We start from the raw sequence: 25,452 nt of genomic DNA on the forward strand, positions 1-25,452 counted from the left end.
ATGATCGATCATGTCATGAAAGGCACGGCCTCTATCCGGGCGCCGGCTCTGCTGGAAGGTTTTGCTGCTCCACTGGCGTTTCAATGTCGCCGCAGCTGGGTGGCTTGAGTATCCGGATCTCCCTCTTGGCGGTATCCACGCCTTCGCTGGTCCACACGCGCAGCTTTGCCTTGTCGGAACTGAAAAGCGGCAGATTGGAGAATTCGGCAACGACGCCGCGCATATTTGGCAGCACAGTGATCTTGTCTGCCTGTTCGGAACCGATCGTAACGACCGCCCCCCGCCAGAGCCGCAGTCCTGGAATAAGGATCGTGTTGCGTCGGCACGACGTCAGCTTGATCTCGTTGGTGTCGAAAAGCTCGTCGATGATCTGCGGTCGCCGGATGGATTTGTCGCCACCAATGAAGGCGTCGAAAGCTTCATAGTCCGGCGGCGTGGGAACCAGGTACGAGTATTTCGCACTCGGGACTTCCTGTGAATTTGCGTTCAGCCAACCCGACTGGACTGTCACCGACAACTGGCTCGTCCAGGCGGGGACGGAGATCAGCGCAAATTGCGATCTCTGGAACGGCCTACCCTGACCTCCAACATCGATGACCCAACCGAGTTCGATCGACTTGGACGATCGTGCATCGGTGAAGCCAACTGCCACCGGCTGCAGCACTGCCTCGTCGCGCGACGAGTTGGCGCCCAGCGCCAACGTCGAGTCGCTGCCGACTGCCGTGAGCGGAACACCGACATTCATGTCGCTGGCGACGCTCGACAGCAGCGCATTCGCTTCGCTGCGGGGATAGAGGGAATAGGCGTAGAGATCCGGGCTTATGACCTGTTTAATGAAGTTGAAGTAACCAGAGGGAATTGACAGATAGCTGTCGCAGTTATCTCCCGTCATTCCGAACTGCTCGCAACTGATCAGGGCATTTTCGTTATGAAGAAGCTTGGCATAGCGGACAACGCGACCGATATCGTCGTAGTGCGGCTTGAATTTGGGGTCATTTGGATCCGGCGCGGCAAAGTATACGTTATCGTCCTTGTCCACCTCGTCAACGAGATGAAGATAGGATGGTATCTTGTCTTTCGGCCTGCTCTTGGCGATGACGTAGACGGTGTCGAAGATGCCCGACGCGAGTATCGATGGGCGCAACTGACAACTGGGATCTTTGGATCGCGGATAATTCACACGAACCGAGAGAAACCTGTTCCAAGGTTCTGGCAGGATAACCTGGGCACTGGTAAATTTCGCCTCCGGGTCATCGTAAGCAGCCTCGAGTTTGGCATCGCGCATTGCCAACACGGTATTGACCGTCGTCTCGAGCATGTCGGTCCAGCCCTCCTTACTCAGGCAGAGCGGCTTTTCATCCTCGGTCGAGTCGGCTGCGGAATTATCTTTACTGTCCAGATTGGCGGCGCGCGCCTCAGACAATTGCACGAAGTGCGAATTCAGACGCCACATCACATTGCTGACCCACTTGTCAAAGAGCTGCAGCGAGGCATAACTGGCGTCGGTCGGATTGTTGACACGATCGGAATTGTTGCTCTCAAAGTACTTGCGAAGATGATAGGGTAGGCTCGGCGATGCGGGACCCGTGTCCTTCTCTTCGCCAACCAGATCGGACAAATAGGCCGAGATCGAGACACGTACGTAGGCCCTGCCGTCGGTGTATTTCCCCGGATAGACCGAGGTGTCGAACTTCAGGCCGTAAATCGAGTTGCCCGTCAGATCGTGGCGGTCGTCGAGAAGGTTCTCGAGAATATCCTGGCGAATGAGGTCGCGCTCGGCAGATTGCAGGCGATAGCGGTTGGAGAGGGATAATTTCGGAACGACCTTTTCCGGAACGTCCGCATCCACCGGCTTTGCAGCGGCCTGCTCCGCCTCTTTCGCCGCCTGCACCTGCGCCTGGGCGCCCGCATCGGGAATGACGACGCCGGGGATACCGGCAATCGGTTCGCCGACGGGATTGGCAGGCTTTTCATCGTGCTTTTCGTCCTCTTGGGACGCAGCGATGTTGGAGAGTGAGGACTTGGTACTGCTCACGGCGGAGAATGCCGGCTCGCCATCGATCGACGCAAGCTGTTTGCGCAGCCAATAGTCCTGCCCGTTGCGGTCGTTCACTAGCCGCTCGCGCGTATAGACGCCGGGGCTGCTGACATAGATTGCGCCGGTCGGACCCCGCAACCATGCGAAGATCTTCAGCGGTCGCATGTCGGTGAAGAACAGCGCCGCGAGCAATGCGATGAACGCGATAGTGATGACGACCGGATAGGCTATTCCGAAGTGGAACGACCCGCTGCTGTCGTCGCTTTCGCTGTCTGCCGGCGCAAGTGCGCGATCGTCTTCGCGTTTCGTCATCACCGCACTTTGCCCCTCGCCGTGAAGTCATGTCACGTCAATCGTTACCAGTGGCCTTGGGAATGCAATTCTTCTCGGTCTCGCCAACCTTCTCGCCGTCGCTGAATTTGACAAGTGTCGCTCGCTTGCCCGATCCGCAGCTGGAATCCGGTTTTGAAGAGGGAAGAAATGTTATCGTCGGCTTGGAAACCTGCCTTGTGCCTTGCGCACTGTCGGCAGCATCCGCCGCATATAGGGTTGCATCCGAAGTATCAATTTGCGCGGATGCAATCATTGGATGTGCGCATGCCAACAGCAGCGTCGCGACGGCGACGTGCGGAATTGCATGCACGCTACTCTGGACTTTGCTTCTGCGTGCCATGATCGTTCTCCACGAGAGCTGTTCTCAGAAGACGGTTGTTCCCCAATATTGGCCACAGGCACATGGACTGCCGATCGGTTGAGGCGCGATCTGGCAGACACCGACCGGGGTCGCACAATGCGAACCCAGCGCCTGCGCCAATTCACTCGATGCTGTCTTCGGCATGCCTTGAAAGCCTTCATCCATCGGGGATAGCGACGAGACTGCAAGGATCAACGCGAACGAGCGCGCGACCCACGACAAGGACGATGCATTACTTTGATGACGCATTACGTGGCGCACGACCGCCTCCGATAGTTTCTTATTGCACAGGCATCACGGTCGCGGATGCAATTGCAACCGCGTCGAGGCATAATACGTCCAATAGAATTCGGAATGAGTAAGCCGCTACTTGTAGTATTTGTTTTGGATTTTGTCAAGAAACAGATGCACGCAAGCTGTTCCAACTCTGGATAGTTTCCAGAGTTTGGGCACATCTGAAATATACATGCCTGAAAGTGCCTTTCTATACCGGCACAGGCGGTAGAAAAGACCGCGGTAAAAAAGAAGCCCTGCCTCATGGGCAGGGCTTCGTCATTTTCAAATCATTTCTTCAGCCTGGCATTGCAGAGGCTGTAATAGCCGCCACCTTTCTGGATCCATTTCAGACCATTGAGCGTGCCCGCATCCTTGTTGACATGGTAGGCATCAACACAAGTGTGCATTCTGCCCTTGCCTGCCGTCTCGCTGGCATATTTCGCGGAGATTGCCGTGGGGAACTTTACCCCGGACGGCGCCTTCATCGTCGGCTTGTCCGGCTCATCGCCGCTGTCGAGAGACACTTCCGGTTCCGCGGTCGCATCCGAGCCGCATTGCGCCTTCCTGAAGTCGTTCCACTTCATGCTCTTGGCGGAGCCATCCGCCTGGGCGGCCTTATATTTAGCACTGCACTCCTTCATGGTCAGCGCCATGGAGTTGGGTGCAAAGGCCAGCAAGCCGAAAAGGCTCAGCGAACCGATAATAGCCAGTCTGTTCATGTTGATTTCCTCAATGATCAATCGGCAATCGCACTATCAGACCGACCAATTTACTTGTCAATTGGAATACTTGGCCATCTCCTGTGGCATCAGATTATGCTGAGCGTTCAATAATGTATGGGCGATATCGGACCCGCCTTGACCTTATCCTCGCAATCGACCTCCGGCATAAGCCATCTCTGCCAAAAACGCCGCTTGGAACGGCTCGGGACATCATCTTCGTCGAGGAACCCGTAGATCGGTCCAGTGATCGGCCAGCAGTCGCGCTCGCTAAACGGGCTACGGCTGGTCTCTCCTCCAAAATTTTGCATTGGCTGTCTCCTCGATCGTCCGATGCGAAACGAATAATGCTCCTGATGGTTCCGATTGGAAAGTCACTTCCGCCGGCACCTGGGCACGATTGCGTGAATCCCTTCCGCATTGGCTATGCGACGTCACAACCAGGGTGGTGGACGCTATCTGATGTCGGGAGATGCTATGCCACCGGCATGCGCGTTCGTGTCAGCAGTCGACAGGAAAATCAGGATAGCAAACACCGGAAAATCGACGTTACCGCAAGCTGCGCGCCGCAAATGATCGAGGCCGAGGTTAGCGAACCTGATCCAGCAGGCGCTTGCATTCGAGCAGGTCGAACAGGGCTTCCTGCAACAGGGCGCGATCCTCCTTGCCGATCTGGCCGCCGGCCGTCAATTCCTGTTCTTCGCCACCCAGCAGGCCGAAAAAGCGGCGGCTCGATGGCGTCTTGGCGCGGCCGACGATCTGGTCCTCGTCGAGCGAGGCGACATTGACCACCTTCTGCTGAGGTGCCGGTGCGTCTTCCTCCTCGCTCTGGGCGGCAAGCGCCTCCATGGTCGCAAGGTCTCCGGAGGCGGCAGCGGCAACGAACTTGTTGCCATTGTTCTTCAGCAGCTTCTGGACGCCCTTGATCGTATAGCCGTGATCATAGAGGAGATGCCGGATGCCTTTGAGCAGCTCGACATCATCGGGGCGATAGTAGCGGCGTCCGCCGCCGCGCTTCAAAGGCTTGATTTGCGGAAAGCGGGTTTCCCAGAAGCGCAGCACATGCTGCGGCAGGTCGAGGTCGTCGGCGACCTCGCTGATGGTGCGGAATGCGTCCGGGCTTTTTTCCATGATCCGATGCACTCCGGAAGTAAGGGGCGGTCAGTCAAGTGCCCGGCAAATCGAGCACGAGGAGATTCATCAAACTGCTTTGTCGCCGCAACGTGTCGCGCGCGGCTTGGTCGTGTCAGGCCTTGGCCTTGGCCTTGCGGGTCAGGTGGCTCTTGAGAATGCGGCTCTTGAGCACGTTCGAAGCCTTGAAAGTCATAACCCGGCGTGGAGAAATCGGCACTTCTTCGCCGGTTTTCGGATTACGGCCGATCCGCTCGTTCTTGGCGCGGACCTGAAACGTGGCGAAGGAAGAAAGCTTGACGCTCTCGCCGCGCACGATGGCATTGCAGATCTCGTCGATGACGGTTTCGACAAGCTGCGCGGATTCGGTTCGTGAAAGGCCTACCTTGCGAAAAACCGACTCAGCCAAATCCGCTCTCGTGACAGTTTTGCCGCTCATGATCCCCCGCTTTTATTTGTATGATCTCAGGACAATGCGCGAAAGAGTATTGTTGTTACCTCTTGCGGTCAAGCGCCGAGATTGCGGCAGGCCCAACCTTTTTTGCAAGCATTACCAGCGGAGTAGCACCGATCCCCAGGTGAAGCCACCGCCCATTGCCTCAAGCAGGATGAGATCGCCCCGCTTGATGCGCCCATCGCCCGCCGCAACCGAGAGTGCTAGAGGAATGGAGGCGGCTGATGTGTTGCCGTGCTGGTCGACGGTGACCACGACCCTTTCCATCGGAATCGAGAGCTTCTTTGCGGAACCCTCGATGATGCGGATATTGGCCTGATGCGGCACCAGCCAGTCGAGATCGTCGATGGTGATCGCGGCCGCATCGAATGCCGAATAGACGACATCGGTGATCATGCCGACGGCATGCTTGAAGACTTCGCGGCCTTCCATGCGGAGATGGCCGACAGTGCCGGTGCTCGACGGGCCACCGTCGACGAACAGCTTTTCCTTGTGCGAGCCATCGGAGCGGAGATGCGCGGTGATGATGCCACGATCGGCAACCGTGCCCTCGCCTTCGCCTGCTTCGAGCACGACGGCGCCGGCGCCATCGCCGAACAGCACGCAGGTCGTCCGGTCGTTCCAGTCGAGAATACGCGAAAAGGTCTCGGCGCCGATCACCAGCGCACGCTTGGCCATGCCGCCGCGGATATAGAGGTCGGCGGTTGCCAATGCATAGACGAAGCCGGTGCAGACGGCCTGCAGGTCGAAGGCCGCACCATGGGTGATCCCGAGACGGCGCTGGATATCGACGGCAGTGGCAGGAAAGGTGTTGTCCGGCGTGGAGGTCGCGAGCACGATGAGATCGATGTCAGCGGGAACTAGGCCGGCATTATCGAGCGCCGCGCGAGCCGCGGCTTCACCGAGCGACGCAGTCGTCTCGCCTTCGCCGGCAATGTAGCGCTGGCGGATGCCCGTCCTCTGCACAATCCATTCGTCGGTGGTGTCCACCAGCGATTCCATTTCCTGATTGGAAACGGCGCGCTTCGGCAAGGATGAGCCAAAGCCGCGAACGATAGAACGGATCATTTTATAGTATTCCTGTCGCCGTTTCCTCCTGCGGGTCCACGGGAGGGACACGCAGTGCATGAAATTTTCTCAGGTCGGCTTCAATTTTCTCGAACAGACCATTTCGGACCATCTCATAGCCGACCTTGATAGCCGCCGCATAGCCCTCACCATCGGTTCCGCCATGACTTTTTATGACAATACCATTCAAACCGAGAAATACGCCACCATTGACCTTGCGCGGATCCATCTTTTCGCGCACCCGGTCAAAGGCACTCTTGGCCAGCAGATAGCCGAGTTTTGCCATCCAGGTCCGTGAAATCGACGCGCGGAGGAAATCGGCGATCTGGCGGGCCGTGCCCTCGGCGGCCTTCAATGCGATATTGCCAGTAAAGCCTTCGGTCACCACGACGTCGACAGTGCCCTTGCCGATATCATCGCCTTCGACGAAGCCGGAATACTCGATCGTGTCGAGATTGGCCTCGCGCAGCAGGCGTCCGGCTTCCTTGACTTCTTCCTGACCCTTGATCTCCTCGACGCCGACATTCAGAAGGCCGACGGTCGGGCGACGGATGGCAAACAGCGCGCGCGCCATTGCGCCTCCCATGATGGCATAATCGAGAAGCTGCTGGGAATCGGCACCGATCGTCGCGCCGACATCGAGCACGATGCTCTCGCCGCGCAATGTCGGCCAGATGCCGGCAATGGCGGGACGTTCGACATTGGCCATCGTGCGCAGACAGAATTTCGACATCGCCATCAACGCGCCGGTGTTGCCGGCCGAGATGGCCACGTCGGATTCACCGAGCTTGACGGCTTCGATCGCCTTCCACATCGAGGAGGAGTAGCGGCCACGACGCAGCGCCTGGCTCGGCTTCTCGTCCATGCGGATGGCGACTTCACAATGATGGAAGACCGACTTGGCCTTGAGCTTGGGGTACTTAGCCAGGATGGGGAAGCACTCGGCTTCCTGTCCAAAGATGATGAACTGTATGTCGGGCTGGCGCTCGAGCGCCCTTGCGGCACCATCCAGGGTCACTTCCGGCCCGAAGTCACCACCCATTGCATCAATGGAAATCCTGATCACGCTATCCTGATCCTTACTTGCTCCGGGCAATCCCGGCGAAAATAGGGCTGTGACGCCCTCATTCATCAAATTTATGGCGGAGTGCCGTTTAATTTTCGACCTTCAAATTTTTCAGCACGGCGAAGGGCGAAGGCTTCCGGTCTTCCTCGGCGGGCTGTTCGATATGGGCTGAAAAGGCAACACCCGGCTTGCGCGGATAGGGATCGATGCCCATCGCTGCGAATTCGGCGACCACTGCACCGACATCGATGGCATCGCCGACGAAGGTCTCCGGCAGGTCGGGACCATCGGGGTCGATGATCATCTCACCGTGGTCGTTTGCCGGAACGCGGGCGAGCGCAGAACCCTCCGGCACGAAGATCTGGTCGATCTCCTCTGATATCTCGTTTTCCAGCGGCTCGAGCGTGACGACACAATTCTGCGTGACGCGCCCAGCGATTTCGCCAAAAATCCTGACGCCATCCTTCTTCCAGCGTCGAATTTTCAGGTCCGCGGACAGTGCATCGACGCTCACGACCTTCCAGAGCTTGGCAAGTGCTGCCCGCTCGCGATCATCAGCTTCGAGATGAACCTCCACTGGATTGTGTGAGATATGCCCCACCTTCACCATGTAGGTGAAGGGCGGCCTGTCCTCCGGCAAGCGATTCATCGCTCCTCTCCTTCCGGCATTGCAGGCAATATTGCCTCGCCGCGCTCCAGCACATCGTCAGATAGTGCCTTGAGCGCCAGGTCGGCCTCTAACATATAATCTGCCAGTTGCGCCATAGATAGGTTTGGATCGGCATTTTCCGGGTGAAAATTTCGCTTCAATGCCGCTTCCAGCGCATTTCTATCGGCGGAATCAAGCGCTTTTCCATAGGAATCGACCCGACCGTAAAACATGGAAGCCAGTTTTTTCATTCGCTTGGGTACGCCTTGATCGCCGATGCCGAGTTCGCGAAGCGAATGGTCGAGGTCCTCGAAAAATGCGTCGACAATCTCCTGAGCAAGCGCTCTGGTTGCGTCAGTAGAGCTGCCTGTGCGGTGAAAATAGAGAATCAAAACCGTCGACAGCATTTCGAAACGGCCCATCACTGTATCGGGCACATTGGCATTCTTATAGAGCACCGGCTGACGGGCGGCAGCGGTCAGCAGCTGATATTGATGCTCAATCACCACCTTTTTGACGTTATTTTTCCGGAAGAGTCCAAATATCATCAAATTGCCCTGATTTGCCTTTGTGAAAGTGGCAGCGAGGCCGACCGCTGTGTTGCATCCTGTAGCAAGCTGGTTTACCGAAGCAGGCATGAATTGCAATGGCATTGGCGCATTTGGGGTTCGCTCCGGCAATTTGCGAGAATGTCCGGTGCGCATGTCAGCGGGTGGTGGTCCAGCAGGCCATAAGCTTGGGAGATATCGTTGAGAATAGAGTTACAGGTGCCCCGCATCAGGCGTGCGCATAGCATTATCCTCGCCGTGGCGATGGCGACTTCAACTCTCTCCGGATGCGCGACCAGCGAAGTCATCCAGAACGGTTATGTGGTGGACGAGCAGACGCTCGCGCTGGTCCCCGTCGGATCGAGCCGCGAGCAGGTTATGCTTTCGCTGGGTTCGCCCTCGGCAACGGCGACTTTCGACGCCGAAGTGTTCTATTACATCTCGCAAAAGCGGACTCGCGCAGTGGCTTTCATGAAGCCCTCGCTTGTCGAACAGAGCATCCTCGCCGTGTATTTCAACAAGGATGGCGAAGTCGATCGCCTGGCGCATTACTCGATCAAGGATGGCCGCGTCTTCGACATGATCTCGCGCACGACCCCGACAGGTGGCGTCGAAATGACCTTCCTGATGCGCCTGCTGAAGGGCGGCCTCAATCCTGCAGCCGCTGCACAGCAGCTCCTGAACACCAACCAGAACAAGCCTTAAGCGCTGGTTGTCTGTTAATAGAAAAAGCCGCGTCTGGTGCATCAGACGCGGCTTTCTCTTTGTCGATCTATTGGCTTTTATCCAGCCAACACAGCCAGCAGCAGCAAGGCCACGATGTTGGTGATCTTGATCGCCGGATTGACCGCGGGACCAGCTGTATCCTTGTAAGGGTCGCCGACGGTGTCGCCGGTGACGGAGGCCTTGTGAGCTTCCGAACCCTTGAGATGCTTGACGCCGTCCTTATCGACAAAGCCGTCCTCGAAGCTCTTCTTGGCATTGTCCCATGCGCCGCCGCCGGAGGTCATGGAGACGGCAACAAAGAGGCCGTTGACGATGACGCCGAGCAGCGATGCACCGAGGGCCGCGAATGCCGAGGCCTTGGAGCCCGAGATCAGCAGCACGCCGAAATAGACGACGAGCGGCGCCAGCACCGGCAAGAGCGACGGAACGATCATTTCCCGGATCGCCGCCTTGGTCAGCAGATCGACCGCGCGGCCATAATCGGGCTTTTCAGTGCCCGCCATGATGCCCGGCTTTTCCTTGAACTGACGGCGGACTTCCTCGACGATCGAGCCCGCCGCACGACCCACGGCCGTCATGGCGATACCACCGAAAAGGTAGGGGATCAGACCGCCGAAGATCAGGCCGGCGACCACATAGGGATTGGAAAGATCGAACGAGATCGTTCCGACGTCGGCAAAATACGGATACTGCGCGCCGTTGGCGGCGAAATATTGCAGGTCATTCGAATAGGCGGCGAACAGCACCAGCGCGCCGAGGCCGGCCGAACCGATCGCATAGCCCTTGGTGACGGCCTTGGTGGTGTTGCCGACCGCATCGAGCGCATCGGTAACCTTGCGCACTTCAGGCGGCAGATGCGACATTTCGGCAATGCCACCGGCATTGTCGGTGACCGGGCCGAAGGCGTCGAGCGCCACGATCATGCCGGCAATGCCGAGCATGGCGGTGACGGCGATGCCTGTGCCGAACAGGCCTGCAAGCTGATAGGTGGCGATAATGCCGGCAATGATGACGATCGCCGGCAGCGCAGTTGACTCAAGGGAAACCGCCAGACCCTGGATGACGTTGGTACCGTGTCCCGTAACGGAAGCCTGGGCGATGGAGTTCACCGGGCGCTTGTTGGTGCCGGTATAGTATTCGGTGATCACCACGATCAGGGCGGTAACGATCAGGCCGACGACCGCGCAGAGGAAGAGGTGCGTGCCGGAGATGGTCGCGCCTTCCTTGCCGATCGGGCCCCAGCCGATGGTCAGCGACGTAGCCGCTGCAACCGCGCCGATCGACAGCACGCCAGTGACGATCAGTCCCTTGTAGAGTGCGCCCATGATGTTGTTGGACGAGCCGAGTTTGACGAAAAAGGTGCCGATGATCGACGTCAGGATCGAGCCGCCGCAGATCGCCAGCGGATAGAGCATCGCACTTTCGAGCACTGGCGTGCCGGCGAAGAAGATCGCTGCAAGCACCATGGTCGCGACCACGGTCACGGCATAGGTTTCGAAAAGATCGGCCGCCATGCCGGCGCAATCGCCGACATTGTCGCCAACGTTGTCAGCGATAGTTGCCGGGTTGCGTGGGTCATCTTCGGGAATGCCGGCTTCGACCTTGCCGACGAGATCGCCGCCGACATCCGCACCCTTGGTGAAGATACCGCCACCGAGACGGGCGAAGATGGAAATCAGCGAAGCGCCAAACCCGAGGGCGATGAGGGCGTCGATGACGTCACGGCCACCGCGTTCCATGCCCATCACATCGGTCAGGATCCAGTAATAGACAGACACGCCCAGCAGTGCTAGGCCGGCCACCAGCATGCCGGTGATCGCACCCGACTTGAAGGCGATATCGAGGGCAGCAGCAAGGCTCTTCGACGCCGCCTGCGCCGTGCGCACATTGGCGCGAACCGAGACATGCATGCCGATGAAGCCCGCCGCCCCTGAAAGCACCGCGCCGATCAGGAAGCCGATGGCTGCAGCGGCCGACAGCAGAAAGAATGCCAGAATGAAAACCACCACACCGACAATGCCGATCGTGGTGTATTGGCGCATTAGATAGGCCTGTGCCCCTTCGCGAATATAGCCTGCAATTTCCTTCATGCGGGCGTTGCCCTGCTCGGCCGCGAGGACCGATTGCGTCGCCCAGATCGCATAGGCGACAGACAACAGTCCGCACACTATGACGCCAAACATTATGCTCATTCCCAAATTCCTCCAATTTGACCGCAGGTGAGCCACCTGTCGGTTTGTCACGAACCACCCGACGACTCCCCTTGTCAGATGGACGGATTCCTAGAACCGAGGCGAGATTGATGGCAGTCCGGGGCGGCGTCAAGCCTCCGGACCTTGATTAGATCGCCTGAAACGAAGAATTCAGTTGAATTTTAAACTGTTTTAGACCGCCATTTAGGACGGTGCAAAAATACAAGCCGAACAGAGCCGATATCGCCTGGCTAGAGGCAGGAAGAATCACACCACTCGACTGGAGCCAGAATCTTTCCGGGCAGCCAGTGGCTGTGCCCCCTAGAGGCGAGATCGCGATTTCAGGCCCGTAGTGCCGATGCGCTGCGACGCGTACGGCCGAAAAAGAACAGCAGCAGCAGCCCGACGATGGCCAGCGGCCACACCGGCAAGATCATCGCATCCCAGCCGAAGGTGCTGAACACCTGGCCTGACGCGAAGGAAGCAAGTGCGACAGTGGAGAACAGGATGATATCATGGAAACCCTGCACCTTGTCGGCTTCGTTGGGCCTGTAGCTCTGGGCAACGATCGCGGTTGCGCCGATGAAGCCAAAATTCCAGCCAAGGCCGAGCAGGCTCAACGAGCCCCAGAAGTTCCACAACTCAACGCCCATATGCGCAACGACGGCACAGAGCATGAGAATGCAGAGCCCGACTGCGACAATCGCCTGCGCGCCAAAACGGCGGATCAGTCGTCCGGTGAAGAAGCTCGGTGCAAACATCGCCAGCACATGGAACTGGATACCTTGCGTGGAGAGATCGGAGGCGAAGCCGCATTCATAGACCATCGCAAGCGGCGCACCGGTCATCATGAAGGTCATCAGTGCGTAGGACACGATGCCGCAATACATGCCTGTCATGAAGCGCCTGTTCATGACGATCTCGGAAAGCGGCCGTGGTGGGGCGATGTCGACGGCAGCGGCGCCGGTCTTGTGCAGATGAGGCAGTTTAAGGAAGGCGAGGACGCAGGCAGCAATGACGCCGAGCGGCGCAAAGGCCACGAAGGCTCCGACGAAGGTTACGGGTGCAAACAGATCCTTGGCATAGATGGCGATCTGCGGCCCCAGCACGCCGGAGATGATGCCGCCCGCAAGGATCCACGAAATGGCCGTGCTCTTGTAATGCGAAGGCGAGGCATCCGCGGCCGCAAAGCGAAATTTCTGGGTGAAGCCGGCGGCGACGCCGGTCAGGATCAATCCGGCAACCAGCAGCCAGAAATCGCTGCGATAAATCGCGATCGCGGCAATCAGGCCGCCGCAACCTTCCAGCAGCGCACCGAGAATGAAGGTCACGCGGCGCGGCAGATAGCGGGCAAGTATGGCGACGACGACGGTGCCGGCAGCCGTTCCGACATTGAATCCAGTTAGCGGCGCGGTTGCCAGGTTCTTGTTGTCGCCGAGCATCTGGTAGGCGGCAATGCCACCGACGGCAAAGGCGATCGGTGGCGCGCTGCCAAGGATCGCCTGGGCGATGGTCAACAGCACCACGTTGCGGCGGGTGTGACGAAATTCTCCTTCAAACCCATCCGCCGGCGCAGTCGCAGTCATGAAATGCTTTCTATTTCTTGGGTCCGCGGAGCTTGCGGGCGACGGCATCGAGAACCGCATTGACGAGCTTCGGTTCGTCTTCATCGAAGAAGGCGTGGGCAATCTCGACATATTCGGTGACGATGACGGCAGTCGGCACGTCCTTGCGTTCGATGATCTCGAACACGCCGGCACGGAGAATTGCGCGGATCGTGGCATCGAGGCGCGACAGCGGCCATCCCTCGATCAGGGAATCGGCGATGACCGGGTCCAGCGCCCGCTGGTCCTTGACGACGCCGGCGACGATCGACCGGAACCACGACGGATCAGCCTTGAGGTACTGGTCGCCATCGATCTCCTGGCCGAGCCGGAAGTTTTCGTATTCGCTGACGATCTCCAGCACGCCGGTGCCCGACAGTTCCATCTGATAGAGCGCCTGGACGGCAGCCAGCCGCGCGGCTCCGCGCTGGTTGGCCTGCTTGACGTCCTGTTTTGGTTCTTCTTTAGACATTGTTCTCTATAGGCCCTACGCGCCGAGTTTCTTCTTGAGCGCGATCATGGTGAGTGCCGCCTTGGCTGCAAACCCGCCCTTGTCGAGTTCGGAGCGCTTGGCGCGACGCCAGCCCTGTTCGTCGTTTTCGACAGTCAGGATGCCGTTGCCGATCGCCAGCGACTCGCTGACGGCGAGATCCATCAGCGCGCGCGACGATTCATTGGCAACGATATCGAAATGATAAGTCTCGCCGCGAATGACCATACCAAGCGCAACAAAGCCATCATAATGCGTGCCGTCGTCATCAGCACCATCCAGCGCCATGGCGATCGCAGCCGGAATTTCGAGCGCGCCCATGACCGTGACGACATCCCATGTGGCTTCCGCTTCCTTCAGCGCTTCGGTGGCGCCTTCGAGCATGGCGTCGGCGAAATCGTCGTAGAAACGCGCTTCGACGATCAACAGATGCGGCTTGGATTTCTTCTTGGACATGTTTTCCTCGGGAAAATCACCTTGATTGCAGGCAGGCTGCATTTTTCGCGGTCAAACCACGGACAGGCGGTGTTGGCAAGCGGTTTTTGCCCCATGGAGCGTATTGGCAGGGCCATCAGCGAGCTCGACGCCCCTGAGGCCCCTCACGCAAGGCGCGCGTGGGGGCCTCTCGCGTCTTATGGACGCAGCGTTTGCATTGCCCGAAATTTGCCGCATTGTGGCAAACCAGCGGCATTGGATTGTGAATTATTATTAATATTTTTCAGACACTTACGTCGTTGAAAAAACCACAATGGCATTCCATCTCCTAAAGTGCAAGCGACGGTGGACCGGATAAATGATCCTCGCCGCATGGCGCAAACCTCAGAAAGGAGATTGCCATGAACCGCTTCCTCAAGACCTCCCTTATTGCCACTCTCGCACTCACATCCGTTGCCGGGACATCCTACGCAGCCGGCCTGCGTGGCGGCAGCCCCACCCCCACCAGCCACGACGAAGGCCAACCTGCGTCGATCATCGTCGAGGGCCAGGCCGGAATGGCCGGCTCGGGCGGGCGGATAGGCCTGGTTGCATTCGATGACAGCGCGTCTCGCAAGGCCGACCATGCCATCCGCCATTGGAAGAGCGGCCCGTTCGCGGTTCAGCCGGTCGGCCAGATCGACGACGACGCCAACAGGGCGGCACTGCAGGATCGCAGAACCACGGAGCCGCGGGAGGTCGCAGCCGTGCAATCGGCCGTCGAGCATAACCGCGCGCTGGTCGCCAAGCTGAAGGCCGAGAATATCGAAATCAGGAACATCGTCGGCGCTGACGCGGCGCTCGATGGCGAACTGACGATCTACGTCCTGTAGCTCTGCCATGTCCTGTTGCCCGGCTATCGAGGTAGCCCGGCAATCCCGGCGGAGCCGCCCTGCGCGGCTCTGACCGAGACGTCACCCTCTTTGCGGCTTCCCAACCATCGCGCCTAAGGAACATGCGAATTCTGTATAAATTTAACCATATATAAAATTGCAGTCTTTGGTCTAACTACAGTTTAATTTATATATTGGAATATCCTTTTATTCGACTTCAGAAATATAGGAGCATGCGATGCTGCAGAATTCCAAGCAGATGACTGCCCGCAAGAACGAACGCTCGAAAGTTCGTATCTTCGGAACTGTCAAAGTCATGCATGAAGCCATCCGCGGCAGGGTTGCCGATATCTCGGCCTCCGGCATGGCGGTCGATCTTGAGCGTCCCATCCGGATCACTGCCAATCAGATCATCACTTTCGAATCCCAGGAACTCGGGCAACTCACCGGCATCGTCCGGTGGTGCAACGGCAGCCGCGTCGGCATCCAGTACAAGCTGACGGCGCCGGCGCTGGCGCAGATTTCCTCGTATTTCCGGTTCTTCCACCAGGAATACAAGCCGAACGAACGGCGCTGAATTTCCGCTATTTGAACTCCGCAAGCCGTGCCGCATAGCGGGCCATAGTGTCGACTTCCAGGTTGACCCTGTCGCCCGCCTTGCGCAGGCCCCAGGTGGTCACCTCCAGTGTATGGCGGATGATCAGAACGTCGAACTCGGTGCCATCGACCTTGTTGACCGTCAGCGACGTTCCATCGAGCGCCACAGAGCCCTTGGGCGCGATGAATTTGGCAAATTCGCGCGGGGCACGCAGCGTGAAGCGGCTCGCCTCCCCCTCCTCCTCGACGGCAACGATTTCGGCCATATCGTCGATATGACCGGAAACGATGTGCCCGCCGAGCTCGTCGCCGATCTTCAGCGCCCGTTCGAGATTGAGCTTGTCGCCCTCGGCCCAGACACCGGCAGTGGTCAGCCGCAGAGCCTCTTCCCAAGCTTCGACCTCATGCCAACGCTGATTGTCGCCCTCGGCAGGCAGCGCGGTGACCGTCAGGCAAACGCCGGCATGCGAGATCGAGGCACCGATGGCGATCGTCTCGGGATCATAGTTGGTGGTCACGCGAAGGCGGATGCCCTCGTTGAGGGGTGTGATCTTCTCGATCGTGCCGATATCGGTAACGATGCCTGTAAACATGTCCTGCCCTGCCTATTGCCCATTCGAGCTTCGGATATAATCACTCATCCGGTCCGCGCCAAGCTGTTCGCGGCGCCGCAACACGAAACCATCCGGAACAGACTGTTCGCCGAGCGGCGATGGAACGCCATTTTCGCCGACAACCACCGGCGATGAAAACAGTACGACGCGATCGACCAGGCCTTGTGACAGGAAGCGCTGCGCCGTCCTGGCACCACCCTCGACGATCAGCGAGGACAGGCCGCGCGCGCCGAGCAGATCCAGCAGGGCTTCCAGGTCGTCGCCCGTAGCAACAACCTCCGCGCCGGCGCTTTCCAGCGCGGTCTTTCGCAAGGCATCAGCGTCAGCAGCCGTAGCGACAATCAAGCCATGGCCGTCTGCGATGCTTCGAACCAATTTCGAGTTCACAAGCAATTCGAGCCGCCGATCAAGCACGATGCGCAGTGGGGAGCGGCTCTCCATGCCCGGCAAGCGGCAGGTGAGTTCGGGATCGTCGGCAAGCGCGGTGCCGATGCCGACCAGGATCGCGTCGCTCTCGGCGCGCAGGATATGCGATTGCGCCCGCGCCTCGCGGCCGGTGATTGCCACCTGCCCCTCGCCCAGCCTGCCCATCATGCCATCGGCGGAAACGGCAAGTTTTAGAATCACTTGCGGCCGCTTGTTGCGCTGCCGATTCAGGTAGGCTTCAAGTTCTGATTCAGCCTCTTCGCGCAGCACATCAGCCGTCACCGCAATACCCGCGTCCGCGAGCATCCGCAGCCCCCTGCCCGATACCCGTTCATCGGGATCCGTCAGCGCTACGACGACGCGCGCCACGCCCGACGCAATCAGTGCCTCGGCACACGGCGGGGTCTTGCCGTGATGGGAACAGGGCTCAAGCGTGACATAGGCGGTGGCTCCACGCGCAGCTTCGCCCGCCTCGGCCAGCGCCTGCGGCTCGGCATGTGGCCGGCCCGACAGAGCCGTGACGCCACGGCCGACGATGACGCCATCCTTTACGATCAGGCAGCCGACGGAAGGATTGGATGTGGTCTGGCCGAGATGCCAGCGGGACAGTCTGATGGCGGTATCCATGAAGCGTTCGTCTTCATGGCTACGCATGAACTAGCGTTCCTCGCCGGGATCGCGGGCGATCTTCGCCGAGATCTGGGTGATGGCGGCGGAGAAGTCCTCGATATGGGTGAAGTCGCGATAGACCGAGGCGTAGCGCACGAAGGCGACGTCATCGAGACCCTTCAGCGCCTCCAGCACCTGCAGGCCGATATCCTCGGACGAGATTTCCGTTTCGCCCGAGCTTTCCAGCCGGCGGATGATGCCGGAAACGGCGCGCTCGATCCGGTCGCGATCGACTGGACGCTTGCGCAGCGCGATCTCGAAGGAGCGCACCAGCTTCTCGCGATCGAACAGAACCTTGCGGCCGGATTTCTTGACCACCATCAGTTCGCGCAGTTGCACGCGCTCGAAAGTGGTGAAACGGCCACCGCAATCCGGGCAGATGCGCCGCCGGCGAATGGACGAGCCATCTTCGGCGGGACGCGAATCCTTGACCTGTGTATCTTCGGAATTGCAGAACGGGCAGCGCATGGAGAACCTTTTGGGCGGAAAGCAAAATCACTCGCCGATCAAATAGCGTTCATGGGGGCAAGGGACAAGGGGAAAGGTGGGGAGTGGCAAAGTGGGACTGCTTTGCGCCAATAGCAGACGCCAAATCAATCGACGCTTCCGCCACGAGGTTCCCGCCCCTCGCAGCGGCGTGAGTACGCATCAGCTTAATACAGTCGCTCCGGTCGGATCAGGCTGGCCATCGAAAAAGAGGTAGATGGCAGCAATTTTTCCGTCTCGTGCAACGATGAAGTCTGTGCCCGCATAGACCGGAGGCTCGCCTGGTGCGCCCGCGATCCACGTCATGCGTCCCGCTTGTCCCTGCAGCACGTCTGCCTGGCCGGTTGGTGCGTATTTGAATGTCGGATGTGTGGCCCGGATGACCCCGGCGACGCGAACGATTTCCTCTCTGCCGCGATGGACGCCGTGGGGTTCGACGAAGACTGCGTCATCGTGCATTATTTCCTCCGCAACCTTCTGACGGAGGGCGGCGTCGCCCTCCCCGAAGATTTCCTGAAGGTTCCGTTCGAGCAGGGTCGCAATGTCTGCCATGGTGGTTCTCTCCTTCTTTAGATGATCAAATCTGGACCTGGCCGCCGTCGACGAACAGTTCGACGCCGTTGACGAAGGATGCATCATCGGAGGCAAGAAAGAGAACTGCTTTCGCGATCTCTTCCGGCTGGCCGACGCGGCCGGCGGGAATCAGGCCCGCGAGATAGTTCTTGGTGTTTTCGGCGCTTTCGCCATTGCCGAAGAGTTCGTTCAGACCTGCGGTGTCGGTCACGCCCGGGCTGACCGCGTTGACCCGAATGTGGCGGTCCTTAAGATCGAGAATCCAGTTGCGGGCAAAGTTACGGACAGCGGCCTTGGTGGCCGAATAGACGCTGAGCGCCGGAGTGCCCGAAATGCTCGTCGTGGACGACGTCAGGATGATCGAACCTCCGTCACGAAGCAGCGGAAGAGCCTTCTGGACGGTGAACAACACACCCTTGACGTTGGTGTCGAAAGTCTTCTCGTAGTGCTCTTCCGTGATCGCCCCGAGAGGGGCGAATTCGCCGCCGCCGGCATTGGCGAATACGGTGTCGATATGGGAGTGCTTCTGCTGGACGGCATCATACAGACGATCGATGTCCACGAGCTTGCTCATATCGCCCTGGACGCCGGTCACGCGGCCGCCGATTTCCTTGACGGCAGCATCGAGCGCCGCCTGGCGGCGGCCGGTGACGAACACCGAAGCGCCTTCCGCCGAGAAGGCCTTTGCAGTCTCGAGGCCGATGCCGCTCGTGCCACCGGTGACAACCACGACTTTGTTTTCAAATCTCTTGGTCATTGTCTTTCTCCTTTTGTTGCGGCCGATTGCCGTTGAGGGAGAATATGGCCATAGAACGATGATGCCGAAAGTCGGCAAAACTGCTACCCATCGTTCCACATGGAGAACGATGATGAAGTCTGACCTGAATGATCTCGTGTATTTTGCCGAAGTCGTGGCCCATGGCGGTTTCGCCGCCGCGGGGCGTGCGTTGCGCGAGCCGAAGTCGAAGCTGAGCCGGCGAGTGTCCGGCCTTGAGGCCCGGCTCGGTGTCCGCCTCATAGAGCGTTCAAGCCGCCGCTTTCGAGTGACTGATGTCGGCCAGTCCTTTTACGAGCGGTGCAAGGCGATGGTGGCGGAGGCAGAGCAGGCCGAAGCGCTGGTGGTCCAGGCACAGTCGGAGCCGCACGGCCTGATCCGCATGAGCTGCCCGACCGGACTGGTCGAGCCGATCTCCGGAATCGTGAACCAATTCCTTGAACGTCATCCGAAAGTGCGATTGCAGCTTGTGGCGGTCGACCGTCCTGTCGATCTGATTGGCGAACGTATCGATGTGGCGCTCCGCGTCCGCACGTCGCTGGAAGGCGACGCCTCGCTCACCATGCGATCGCTCGGGAACTCGGTCCGCATCCTTGTTGCCAACCCACAGATCGCCAGTCGGGTCAGTGGGATCGATGATCTGAGAAACCACCCGACTCTTGCGAGCAGTGATGAATCGGGCGACGTCGACTGGCATCTCGAAACCGAAGCTGGGCAGCGGCATATTCTGAGCCACACGCCTAGGATGGGTTGCGCCGACTTCACGGCCGTGCGCGCGGCAGCCTTGGCGGGACTGGGTATCGCGCTTCTGCCAGACCACAGCTGCCGACAGGCCTTGAATGAAGGCAAGCTGGTCCACGTGCTGCCCGACTGGCACGGCATGCGGGGCCTCGTGCATCTCGTGTTTACCACACGGCGCGGGCTGCCTCCCGCCGTGCGCCGATTCATCGACATCCTGGCCGCCGGATTTCCGAAAGATGCGTTGGCGCATTGAGTTATTCTGGCGACAACAGGTTTGGAGAAAGAAAAGCGACGATGTCTTGACCATGCAAGAATACAAAGTCCGCTTCGCGCCAGAAGCGGTCATGACCTCGTTCCAACTACTCGCAACGGCCCTCCTGCTCAACTGAAACGATACCCGCCGTCGAAGATCGTTCGAATATGGCTTGCCCATCCGTGCCGGCCTTCCCCGCCAGCATCGTGAATCTGATTTGCAGCGCTTGGATATCCCTTCGATTCAAGGCAAGATCATCCCACTCTAGTGTTTGGGGAGACTCCGATGGAAAACCACGAGCCGCTTTTACGTGAGGCGATTGCACTCTCGAAATCCGCGGTGGAACACGGCGACGAACCGTTTGGCTCGGTGTTGGTCAAGGACGGCGAAGTCATCCTGCGCGCCAAAAACAGCGTCTTCACCGGCCACGATATGACGAACCACGCCGAAATGAATCTGGTTAAACTGGCGGCGCAGCACTATGACACCGCTTTTCTCGGCGACTGCACGCTTTACACCAGCACCGAGCCGTGCGCGATGTGCTCTGGGGCGATTTACTGGTCGGGCATCGGGCGTATGGTGTTTGCGTGCTCCGAAACGCGGCTTGGCGAGATCGCTGGGATCGGGTTGAACGTGCCGAGCCGCGCGGTGTTGCAAACCGGCGCGCGCATCGTCACTGTGGTTGGCCCGACCAACCTCGAAGACGAAGCCGCCGAAGTCCATCAGGAATTCTGGCCGAAGCATCTGGGCAAGGCATAGCCTCTTTCGTCCGAAATGCCACTGGCGCGCACATCGAGGCGGTGTGTCTCGACGCCTCCCATCCGCAAATGCGCCATGAACGAGAACGACAGTCTTCGGCGGGTTCGATGCGGCCTCAACTGGCGTTTGGGTAAGTGTAGCGGCCGTCAGCGCTGCCGCCACGCTCAGGACCAGGTTTTTGGGAATAGACATGGTTTCGTCCTCTCCGTTGATTGCAAAGTCCGAAGTGAGTCTCGGCTTGATATGCCGTTCTGTGGGTTCTAAGTGATCGGCCTGCAGCCGCGATCTTGTGTCAGCACCGCGATCTCAACGGCATTTGGCATCCGTCGGTTCGTCGAGAAAGGCACGGATGGCGGCTACGGTTGCCTTGGTCTGCTCCTCCATCAGCCAATGGCCGGAATCAGCGATGACCACCTGGCGAACATCGTCGGCGGCGAACCTCATGACATAGGCCATTGTCGGTCCGAACGAACGCTCGCCCCCGACAGCCAGAAGGGGCATCTGCAAGCGCCCCTTTTCGAGGGAGGCGCGATTGTCGATCGCATCCTAGGGCATACGAAACTGGAAAGCACCGTGAGGTGCCTCGGAATTGCGATCGATGACGCTTTACGAATTGCGGAGCAGATCGAGCTGTAAGATCACGACCGCCAGCGAAAGCCGATGGTCGCCAACGCGCCAAAAGGAGACCAAACCTCAAACACCAATTAGCCCTTGTCGTATTTGCTTCATACCTTTGCCGCCGCTATTATCAGTCCGAATTTAGAAATTGGATCGATAAATGAGAAAAGGCGACTTTAGTGACCTGGCGGTGTTCATAGCGGTTGCCGAAGAAGGCAGCTTTACCCGGGCCGCCGCCAAGCTGGGGCTATCCCAGTCTGCCTTGAGTTACGCGGTCCGGATGCTGGAGGAACGCCTCAAAGTCCGACTGCTGTCAAGGACAACCCGCAGCCTGTCGCTGACCGACGCCGGGGAACGGTTGTTGAATGGCCTCAGGCCCGCCTTCGACCATATCGACAGCGAACTCGCAGCACTCACGGCGCTTCATGATAAACCCGCCGGAACGATCCGCATCACCACATTCCGGCATGCGGCCAAAACCGTGCTCTGGCCTGCCCTGTCGAAACTTCTTCTGGAATACCCGGACATTTCTGTCGAAATCAACCTGGAAGAAGGACTGACCGATATCGTGGCAGGCCGGTTCGATGCCGGCATCCGCCTTGGCGAGCAAGTCCAGAAAGACATGGTGGCGGTCAAGGTCGGTCCGGACTTGCGCATGGCAATCGTGGGCTCGCCCTCCTATATCGCCAAGCATAAAGCACCGGAAACGCCGCGCGATCTTGGCGACCATCGTTGCGCCAGCTATCGGCAGACCACGAGCGGAGGTCTCTTTGCCTGGGAGTTCGAACGGGACGGCGTCGAACTTGAAGTCAGGGTCAACGGTCCGCTCATTCTCAACGACGGAGAGATGCTGGAAGCCGCCGCGCTCGACGGACTGGCATTGGCCTGCATGTTCGAAAGCCAGGTTTGCCAGCATATCGCGGCAGGACGCCTCGTGCGGGTCCTGGAGGATTGGTGCCCTCCTTTCGCTGGCTACCATCTCTATTATCCGAGCAGACGCCAGCACACGCCCGCATTCGCCGTCCTGCTCGAAGCGCTTCGGTACAAGGGATAGCAGTCCGGCCATTTTGCCCTCCGTACCTAGATTAGCTGTTCTCGCGAAAAGCTCGTGGAGCGATGACACAGATTTATCTCTCCCCTTTCTAGCTTCATGCAGATTATGCAGTCTAATCGCATGGATCAATCCCGGCTATATTCCTCTTCATGAAAGCCGGACGGAGAAACCGTCGGTTTTCACATCACGCCATCGGTTTTCCCAGGAGCCGCGATCCATTCGGTCGTGGCGACGGAGAAGCTTGGCCAATCGACAGAAGAGGACAACGACTATGAAGAGACTCATCATTGGCGCAGCCAGCGTTATCGCCATTGCCGTTGGCTCTACCGGCCACGCACAGGATGCGCCGGCACCCGGCTACATGATCGCCAACTACACGATCAAGGATCAGGCTGGCTTTCAGAAATATATGGAAGAAGCTGGCCCGCTCGCCCCGAAATTCGGCGGAAAGATCATCGTCTTCAATCTGAATGCGACTGCTGTCGAAGGCAAGCCGCAGTCCGTCATGGCGATCGCCGAGTTCCCGAGTGTGGCGGACGCCCAACGCTTCTACAACTCGCCGGAATACACCGCGGCGCGCAAGTTCCGCATTGCTTCGACCGAAGGCTCGGTCGTGATCACCGAAGGCTTCGTGCCGCCCAAGCAGTGACGGGCAAACGAGGTGGCCCCTGATCCCAAGTGCTATCTCCATTTTCCGTCGCACGTCAAACTCATCAAGAAGGAGCCTGAAATGGGCAACCCGAATGACACATCACGTCACCAAGATGGTGCAGCGTCCACCAGCCGTCGGCAGCTTTTGAAAGCCGGCGCGGCACTCACCACCCTTCCCCTCATGGCCGCCACCACCACGCGTGCGCAGGCCGCAGATGCAAAAGCGACAACAACCATGACCGATACAAAATCAGAAGAGTTCATCAACGGCATGGCCGACCTGATGGCGCACTCGACCCGCACCCCCATCCTGCGCTGGCCGCATGAATACGGCATGGACTACGAGGAAATCTTCTTCCCGGCGATGGATGGCGTGACGATCGAAGGCTGGTTCATTCCCGCCGATTCTGATCGCCTGATCATCTGCAATCATCCCATGCCCTGCAATCGCTACGGCTATCCCGGCCACCTGGAACCGTGGACCAATTTCGGCGGCTTCGAGGTGAACTTCCTGCCGGAATACAAAGTCCTGCACGATGCCGGCTACAACATCATCGCCTACGACATGCGCAACCACGGCCGAAGCGGCACGGGCAGCGGTGGCGTCAATGGCCACGGGGTCTTGGAATACCGCGATGTCGTCGGCTCGATGCGCTACGCCAAATCCAGACCCGACACCAAGGATATGAAGACGGTTCTCTACAGCCGCTGCCTCGGTGCCAACGCGACGATCGTCGGCATGGAGAAGCAGCCGGAAGAGTTTGAGCACATCAAGGCATTGATCGCGCTGCAGCCCGTCTCGCCGAGTGTGTTCGTCCAGACCGCGGTCGAGAACCAGAAGATCGAGAACGGCCTCGAACGCTTCGACGTCGCGTTCCACAAGCGGACCGGCTTTCATCTCGCCGACGTCTGGCCGATGGAATATGCCAAGGCGGTGACCGTACCGACGCTCGTCGCCCAGGTGCACGACGACTTCCTGACCAAGCCATCCAATGTCCAGGAAATCTACGACACGATCTCATCGAAGGACAAGAAGCTGTTTTGGATCGAGGGGACCGACCAGCGCTTCCAGGGCTACAATTACTTCGGCCAGAACCCGCAGCTCGTGCTCGACTGGTTTGGCACGCACATCAACGCCGTCTGACAGTTCGATCGAATCTGTCCCCACGAAACACATAAGAACTCCGCCCGGCAGCCGAGGAGACGCTGTCGGGCGTTTACGGCAAAGCGCCAATTTAGAAATGCCCTTTCTAAGTACATGCAGATAATAGCGCCTAATCAGCACTCCGCACCTGCCCTATCTTGTCGTCACACAACGAAGGAATGTGAATATGAGCAACGTATGGATCATAACAGGTGCCGGGCGCGGCATGGGACTGGAATTTGCAAAGGCCGCTCTGGCGGCGGGTCACAAGGTGGTGGCAACCGGACGCAATCCCGACAAGGTATCCAAGGCCATCGGCGACGCGGCAGAGTTGCTTGTCGTTAAACTGGACGTGAACGAGCCTGGGGATGCAGAGCTGGCGGTAAAGTTGGCACTGGCCCGCTTTGGCCGTATCGATGTGTTGGTCAATAACGCCGCCAGCTTCTATGCGGGCTATTTCGAAGAACTGACGCCTGCTCAGATGAATCTGCAGCTGGCCACCAGTCTCATCGGCCCAATGAACGTTACGCGTGCCGTGCTCCCGGTAATGCGAAAGCAGCAGTCAGGCAAGATCATCTCGATTTCGTCGAGTGCCGGATTCGGCGGCTTCGAGTTCGGAAGCGCCTATGCGGCGTCCAAGTTCGCGCTTGAAGGATGGATGGAGTCGGTTGGAGCCGAGGTCGCGCCATTCGGCATTCAAACCATGATCGTCAATCCGGGCTTCTTCCGGACGGAACTCCTCACCGAAGAGTCCACCAACTACGCAGCCCCCATCATCGGGGACTATGCCGAGCGGCGGTCGCAACAGTTGGACTTCTGGAAGTCCTACAACGGCAAGCAATCCGGTGACCCCGCCAAACTTGCGCAAGCTTTGCTGACGCTCACCGATTTGGACGAGTTGCCAACCCGCTTCATCGCAGGCGCCGATGCCATCGGCACCGCCGAACAGAAGATTTCGACACTCCAGAAGCAGATCGACGCCCATCGACAGCTCTCGACCTCTCTGGACTTCGACGACGTTGCCGCCACGGGCAACTGATCGCCCCAAACCCTCAGTTTCATCGTGCCGGTACCACAGGGTCCCCGGCAATCCCCTGGCCGTGGGCCGCATCGACCGCCACCCTGCCTCA

28 protein-coding genes are annotated in these 25,452 nt (G+C 58.9%); 9 read left to right on the forward strand and 19 right to left on the reverse strand.

Going from position 1 to position 25,452, the window contains the following annotated elements; all coding sequences use genetic code 11:
• Window positions 1-31 precede the first annotated feature (31 nt).
• The 9 genes from ACXHRN_RS14325 to ACXHRN_RS14365 form a co-directional block, all read right to left on the reverse strand.
• On the reverse strand, window positions 32-2,350 hold the full coding sequence (locus tag ACXHRN_RS14325) for a hypothetical protein (RefSeq protein WP_488636987.1): 2,319 nt from the start codon (window positions 2,348-2,350) through the stop codon (window positions 32-34).
• A gap of 37 nt (window positions 2,351-2,387) precedes the next feature.
• Complete coding sequence (locus ACXHRN_RS14330; protein ID WP_488636988.1) at window positions 2,388-2,711, reverse strand: hypothetical protein; 324 nt, start codon at window positions 2,709-2,711, stop codon at window positions 2,388-2,390.
• A gap of 584 nt (window positions 2,712-3,295) precedes the next feature.
• Window positions 3,296-3,727 (reverse strand): hypothetical protein, encoded by a 432-nt coding sequence (locus tag ACXHRN_RS14335; protein WP_488636989.1) that lies wholly within the window; start codon window positions 3,725-3,727, stop codon window positions 3,296-3,298.
• 588 nt (window positions 3,728-4,315) lie between these two features.
• Complete coding sequence (locus ACXHRN_RS14340; RefSeq protein ID WP_488636990.1) at window positions 4,316-4,858, reverse strand: MerR family transcriptional regulator; 543 nt, start codon at window positions 4,856-4,858, stop codon at window positions 4,316-4,318.
• Window positions 4,859-4,973: 115 nt separating this feature from the next.
• Window positions 4,974-5,297, reverse strand: coding sequence for an integration host factor subunit alpha (locus ACXHRN_RS14345; protein WP_488636991.1), 324 nt, complete (start codon window positions 5,295-5,297; stop codon window positions 4,974-4,976).
• A gap of 111 nt (window positions 5,298-5,408) precedes the next feature.
• Window positions 5,409-6,380 carry a beta-ketoacyl-ACP synthase III gene (locus ACXHRN_RS14350; RefSeq protein ID WP_488636992.1) on the reverse strand — a complete coding sequence of 324 codons (972 nt, stop codon included), beginning with the start codon at window positions 6,378-6,380 and terminating at the stop codon, window positions 5,409-5,411.
• A 1-nt stretch (window position 6,381) separates the two neighbouring features.
• Window positions 6,382-7,446 carry a phosphate acyltransferase PlsX gene (gene plsX / locus ACXHRN_RS14355; RefSeq protein ID WP_488636993.1) on the reverse strand — a complete coding sequence of 355 codons (1,065 nt, stop codon included), beginning with the start codon at window positions 7,444-7,446 and terminating at the stop codon, window positions 6,382-6,384.
• An 88-nt stretch (window positions 7,447-7,534) separates the two neighbouring features.
• Window positions 7,535-8,095, reverse strand: a complete 561-nt coding sequence (locus ACXHRN_RS14360; RefSeq protein WP_488636994.1) for a YceD family protein — start codon at window positions 8,093-8,095, stop codon at window positions 7,535-7,537.
• On the reverse strand, window positions 8,092-8,643 hold the full coding sequence (locus ACXHRN_RS14365) for a ubiquinol-cytochrome C chaperone family protein (protein WP_488641907.1): 552 nt from the start codon (window positions 8,641-8,643) through the stop codon (window positions 8,092-8,094). Before ACXHRN_RS14365 ends, ACXHRN_RS14360 begins: the two co-directional genes overlap by 4 nt.
• Window positions 8,644-8,907: 264 nt before the next feature.
• Here ACXHRN_RS14365 and ACXHRN_RS14370 point away from each other — a divergent pair, with 264 nt between their 5' ends.
• A complete protein-coding gene (locus tag ACXHRN_RS14370) occupies window positions 8,908-9,348 on the forward strand; it encodes an outer membrane protein assembly factor BamE (protein WP_488641908.1) in 441 nt (146 codons plus the stop codon).
• A gap of 77 nt (window positions 9,349-9,425) precedes the next feature.
• Here the strand turns inward: ACXHRN_RS14370 and ACXHRN_RS14375 are convergent, their stop codons facing one another.
• The 4 genes from ACXHRN_RS14375 to ribH form a co-directional block, all read right to left on the reverse strand.
• The gene (locus ACXHRN_RS14375; RefSeq protein WP_488636995.1) at window positions 9,426-11,561 is read right to left on the reverse strand and encodes a sodium-translocating pyrophosphatase; all 2,136 of its coding nucleotides are present in this window, start codon (window positions 11,559-11,561) and stop codon (window positions 9,426-9,428) included.
• Between the two features lie 341 nt (window positions 11,562-11,902).
• Window positions 11,903-13,147: an MFS transporter gene (locus ACXHRN_RS14380; RefSeq protein WP_488636996.1), complete on the reverse strand. Its 1,245-nt coding sequence runs from the start codon at window positions 13,145-13,147 to the stop codon at window positions 11,903-11,905.
• 10 nt (window positions 13,148-13,157) lie between these two features.
• On the reverse strand, window positions 13,158-13,637 hold the full coding sequence (gene nusB, locus ACXHRN_RS14385) for a transcription antitermination factor NusB (RefSeq protein WP_488636997.1): 480 nt from the start codon (window positions 13,635-13,637) through the stop codon (window positions 13,158-13,160).
• A 15-nt stretch (window positions 13,638-13,652) separates the two neighbouring features.
• Window positions 13,653-14,111 (reverse strand): 6,7-dimethyl-8-ribityllumazine synthase, encoded by a 459-nt coding sequence (ribH, locus tag ACXHRN_RS14390; RefSeq protein ID WP_488636998.1) that lies wholly within the window; start codon window positions 14,109-14,111, stop codon window positions 13,653-13,655.
• A gap of 380 nt (window positions 14,112-14,491) precedes the next feature.
• Between ribH and ACXHRN_RS14395 the strand changes: the two genes are divergently transcribed.
• Window positions 14,492-14,962 carry a hypothetical protein gene (locus ACXHRN_RS14395; protein ID WP_488636999.1) on the forward strand — a complete coding sequence of 157 codons (471 nt, stop codon included), beginning with the start codon at window positions 14,492-14,494 and terminating at the stop codon, window positions 14,960-14,962.
• 238 nt (window positions 14,963-15,200) lie between these two features.
• Window positions 15,201-15,539, forward strand: a complete 339-nt coding sequence (locus ACXHRN_RS14400) for a PilZ domain-containing protein (RefSeq protein ID WP_488637000.1) — start codon at window positions 15,201-15,203, stop codon at window positions 15,537-15,539.
• A 7-nt stretch (window positions 15,540-15,546) separates the two neighbouring features.
• Here ACXHRN_RS14400 and ACXHRN_RS14405 read toward each other — a convergent pair whose 3' ends face one another.
• The 5 genes from ACXHRN_RS14405 to ACXHRN_RS14425 all read right to left on the reverse strand — a co-directional run bounded on the left by ACXHRN_RS14405 (window position 15,547) and on the right by ACXHRN_RS14425 (window position 19,084).
• Window positions 15,547-16,152: a riboflavin synthase gene (locus ACXHRN_RS14405; protein WP_488637001.1), complete on the reverse strand. Its 606-nt coding sequence runs from the start codon at window positions 16,150-16,152 to the stop codon at window positions 15,547-15,549.
• A 12-nt stretch (window positions 16,153-16,164) separates the two neighbouring features.
• The gene (ribD, locus tag ACXHRN_RS14410; protein WP_488637002.1) at window positions 16,165-17,253 is read right to left on the reverse strand and encodes a bifunctional diaminohydroxyphosphoribosylaminopyrimidine deaminase/5-amino-6-(5-phosphoribosylamino)uracil reductase RibD; all 1,089 of its coding nucleotides are present in this window, start codon (window positions 17,251-17,253) and stop codon (window positions 16,165-16,167) included.
• Between the two features lie 3 nt (window positions 17,254-17,256).
• Window positions 17,257-17,736 carry a transcriptional regulator NrdR gene (gene nrdR / locus ACXHRN_RS14415; RefSeq protein ID WP_488637003.1) on the reverse strand — a complete coding sequence of 160 codons (480 nt, stop codon included), beginning with the start codon at window positions 17,734-17,736 and terminating at the stop codon, window positions 17,257-17,259.
• A gap of 180 nt (window positions 17,737-17,916) precedes the next feature.
• The gene (locus ACXHRN_RS14420) at window positions 17,917-18,306 is read right to left on the reverse strand and encodes a nuclear transport factor 2 family protein (protein WP_488637004.1); all 390 of its coding nucleotides are present in this window, start codon (window positions 18,304-18,306) and stop codon (window positions 17,917-17,919) included.
• Between the two features lie 25 nt (window positions 18,307-18,331).
• On the reverse strand, window positions 18,332-19,084 hold the full coding sequence (locus ACXHRN_RS14425) for an SDR family NAD(P)-dependent oxidoreductase (protein WP_488637005.1): 753 nt from the start codon (window positions 19,082-19,084) through the stop codon (window positions 18,332-18,334).
• 109 nt (window positions 19,085-19,193) lie between these two features.
• Between ACXHRN_RS14425 and ACXHRN_RS14430 the strand changes: the two genes are divergently transcribed.
• Window positions 19,194-20,096, forward strand: a complete 903-nt coding sequence (locus tag ACXHRN_RS14430) for a LysR substrate-binding domain-containing protein (RefSeq protein WP_488637006.1) — start codon at window positions 19,194-19,196, stop codon at window positions 20,094-20,096.
• Between the two features lie 285 nt (window positions 20,097-20,381).
• Window positions 20,382-20,855 (forward strand): nucleoside deaminase, encoded by a 474-nt coding sequence (locus ACXHRN_RS14435; protein ID WP_488637007.1) that lies wholly within the window; start codon window positions 20,382-20,384, stop codon window positions 20,853-20,855.
• Between the two features lie 306 nt (window positions 20,856-21,161).
• Here the strand turns inward: ACXHRN_RS14435 and ACXHRN_RS14440 are convergent, their stop codons facing one another.
• The gene (locus ACXHRN_RS14440) at window positions 21,162-21,356 is read right to left on the reverse strand and encodes an alpha/beta fold hydrolase (RefSeq protein ID WP_488637008.1); all 195 of its coding nucleotides are present in this window, start codon (window positions 21,354-21,356) and stop codon (window positions 21,162-21,164) included.
• 277 nt (window positions 21,357-21,633) lie between these two features.
• Between ACXHRN_RS14440 and ACXHRN_RS14445 the strand changes: the two genes are divergently transcribed.
• The 4 genes from ACXHRN_RS14445 to ACXHRN_RS14460 all read left to right on the forward strand — a co-directional run bounded on the left by ACXHRN_RS14445 (window position 21,634) and on the right by ACXHRN_RS14460 (window position 25,361).
• On the forward strand, window positions 21,634-22,527 hold the full coding sequence (locus ACXHRN_RS14445) for a LysR family transcriptional regulator (RefSeq protein ID WP_488637009.1): 894 nt from the start codon (window positions 21,634-21,636) through the stop codon (window positions 22,525-22,527).
• A gap of 271 nt (window positions 22,528-22,798) precedes the next feature.
• Window positions 22,799-23,176, forward strand: coding sequence for a DUF1330 domain-containing protein (locus tag ACXHRN_RS14450; RefSeq protein WP_488637010.1), 378 nt, complete (start codon window positions 22,799-22,801; stop codon window positions 23,174-23,176).
• A gap of 81 nt (window positions 23,177-23,257) precedes the next feature.
• Window positions 23,258-24,322: an alpha/beta hydrolase family protein gene (locus ACXHRN_RS14455; protein ID WP_488637011.1), complete on the forward strand. Its 1,065-nt coding sequence runs from the start codon at window positions 23,258-23,260 to the stop codon at window positions 24,320-24,322.
• A gap of 187 nt (window positions 24,323-24,509) precedes the next feature.
• A complete protein-coding gene (locus tag ACXHRN_RS14460; RefSeq protein ID WP_488637012.1) occupies window positions 24,510-25,361 on the forward strand; it encodes an SDR family oxidoreductase in 852 nt (283 codons plus the stop codon).
• Window positions 25,362-25,452 lie beyond the last annotated feature (91 nt).

The organism is Shinella sp. OV683 (assembly GCF_057787725.1).

Excerpts from the sequence above, each read along its gene's own strand:
- ACXHRN_RS14430 (WP_488637006.1), top strand. The coding sequence starts at position 19,194 with ATGATGAAGTCTGACCTGAATGATCTCGTGTATTTTGCCGAAGTCGTG.
- ACXHRN_RS14370 (WP_488641908.1), top strand. The coding sequence starts at position 8,908 with ATGGCGACTTCAACTCTCTCCGGATGCGCGACCAGCGAAGTCATCCAG.
- ACXHRN_RS14440 (WP_488637008.1), bottom strand. The coding sequence starts at position 21,356 with ATGCCCCTTCTGGCTGTCGGGGGCGAGCGTTCGTTCGGACCGACAATG.
- ACXHRN_RS14380 (WP_488636996.1), bottom strand. The coding sequence starts at position 13,147 with ATGACTGCGACTGCGCCGGCGGATGGGTTTGAAGGAGAATTTCGTCAC.
- ACXHRN_RS14350 (WP_488636992.1), bottom strand. The coding sequence starts at position 6,380 with ATGATCCGTTCTATCGTTCGCGGCTTTGGCTCATCCTTGCCGAAGCGC.
- nusB (WP_488636997.1), bottom strand. The coding sequence starts at position 13,637 with ATGTCTAAAGAAGAACCAAAACAGGACGTCAAGCAGGCCAACCAGCGC.
- ACXHRN_RS14405 (WP_488637001.1), bottom strand. The coding sequence starts at position 16,152 with ATGTTTACAGGCATCGTTACCGATATCGGCACGATCGAGAAGATCACA.
- ACXHRN_RS14400 (WP_488637000.1), top strand. The coding sequence starts at position 15,201 with ATGCTGCAGAATTCCAAGCAGATGACTGCCCGCAAGAACGAACGCTCG.
- ACXHRN_RS14450 (WP_488637010.1), top strand. The coding sequence starts at position 22,799 with ATGAAGAGACTCATCATTGGCGCAGCCAGCGTTATCGCCATTGCCGTT.
- nrdR (WP_488637003.1), bottom strand. The coding sequence starts at position 17,736 with ATGCGCTGCCCGTTCTGCAATTCCGAAGATACACAGGTCAAGGATTCG.
- ACXHRN_RS14435 (WP_488637007.1), top strand. The coding sequence starts at position 20,382 with ATGGAAAACCACGAGCCGCTTTTACGTGAGGCGATTGCACTCTCGAAA.
- ACXHRN_RS14445 (WP_488637009.1), top strand. The coding sequence starts at position 21,634 with ATGAGAAAAGGCGACTTTAGTGACCTGGCGGTGTTCATAGCGGTTGCC.
- ACXHRN_RS14330 (WP_488636988.1), bottom strand. The coding sequence starts at position 2,711 with ATGGCACGCAGAAGCAAAGTCCAGAGTAGCGTGCATGCAATTCCGCAC.
- ACXHRN_RS14340 (WP_488636990.1), bottom strand. The coding sequence starts at position 4,858 with ATGGAAAAAAGCCCGGACGCATTCCGCACCATCAGCGAGGTCGCCGAC.
- ACXHRN_RS14375 (WP_488636995.1), bottom strand. The coding sequence starts at position 11,561 with ATGAGCATAATGTTTGGCGTCATAGTGTGCGGACTGTTGTCTGTCGCC.
- ACXHRN_RS14365 (WP_488641907.1), bottom strand. The coding sequence starts at position 8,643 with ATGATATTTGGACTCTTCCGGAAAAATAACGTCAAAAAGGTGGTGATT.
- ACXHRN_RS14360 (WP_488636994.1), bottom strand. The coding sequence starts at position 8,095 with ATGAATCGCTTGCCGGAGGACAGGCCGCCCTTCACCTACATGGTGAAG.
- ACXHRN_RS14335 (WP_488636989.1), bottom strand. The coding sequence starts at position 3,727 with ATGAACAGACTGGCTATTATCGGTTCGCTGAGCCTTTTCGGCTTGCTG.
- ribH (WP_488636998.1), bottom strand. The coding sequence starts at position 14,111 with ATGTCCAAGAAGAAATCCAAGCCGCATCTGTTGATCGTCGAAGCGCGT.
- ACXHRN_RS14425 (WP_488637005.1), bottom strand. The coding sequence starts at position 19,084 with ATGACCAAGAGATTTGAAAACAAAGTCGTGGTTGTCACCGGTGGCACG.
- ribD (WP_488637002.1), bottom strand. The coding sequence starts at position 17,253 with ATGCGTAGCCATGAAGACGAACGCTTCATGGATACCGCCATCAGACTG.
- ACXHRN_RS14395 (WP_488636999.1), top strand. The coding sequence starts at position 14,492 with ATGAACCGCTTCCTCAAGACCTCCCTTATTGCCACTCTCGCACTCACA.
- ACXHRN_RS14325 (WP_488636987.1), bottom strand. The coding sequence starts at position 2,350 with ATGACGAAACGCGAAGACGATCGCGCACTTGCGCCGGCAGACAGCGAA.
- ACXHRN_RS14345 (WP_488636991.1), bottom strand. The coding sequence starts at position 5,297 with ATGAGCGGCAAAACTGTCACGAGAGCGGATTTGGCTGAGTCGGTTTTT.
- ACXHRN_RS14455 (WP_488637011.1), top strand. The coding sequence starts at position 23,258 with ATGGGCAACCCGAATGACACATCACGTCACCAAGATGGTGCAGCGTCC.
- ACXHRN_RS14460 (WP_488637012.1), top strand. The coding sequence starts at position 24,510 with ATGAGCAACGTATGGATCATAACAGGTGCCGGGCGCGGCATGGGACTG.
- ACXHRN_RS14420 (WP_488637004.1), bottom strand. The coding sequence starts at position 18,306 with ATGGCAGACATTGCGACCCTGCTCGAACGGAACCTTCAGGAAATCTTC.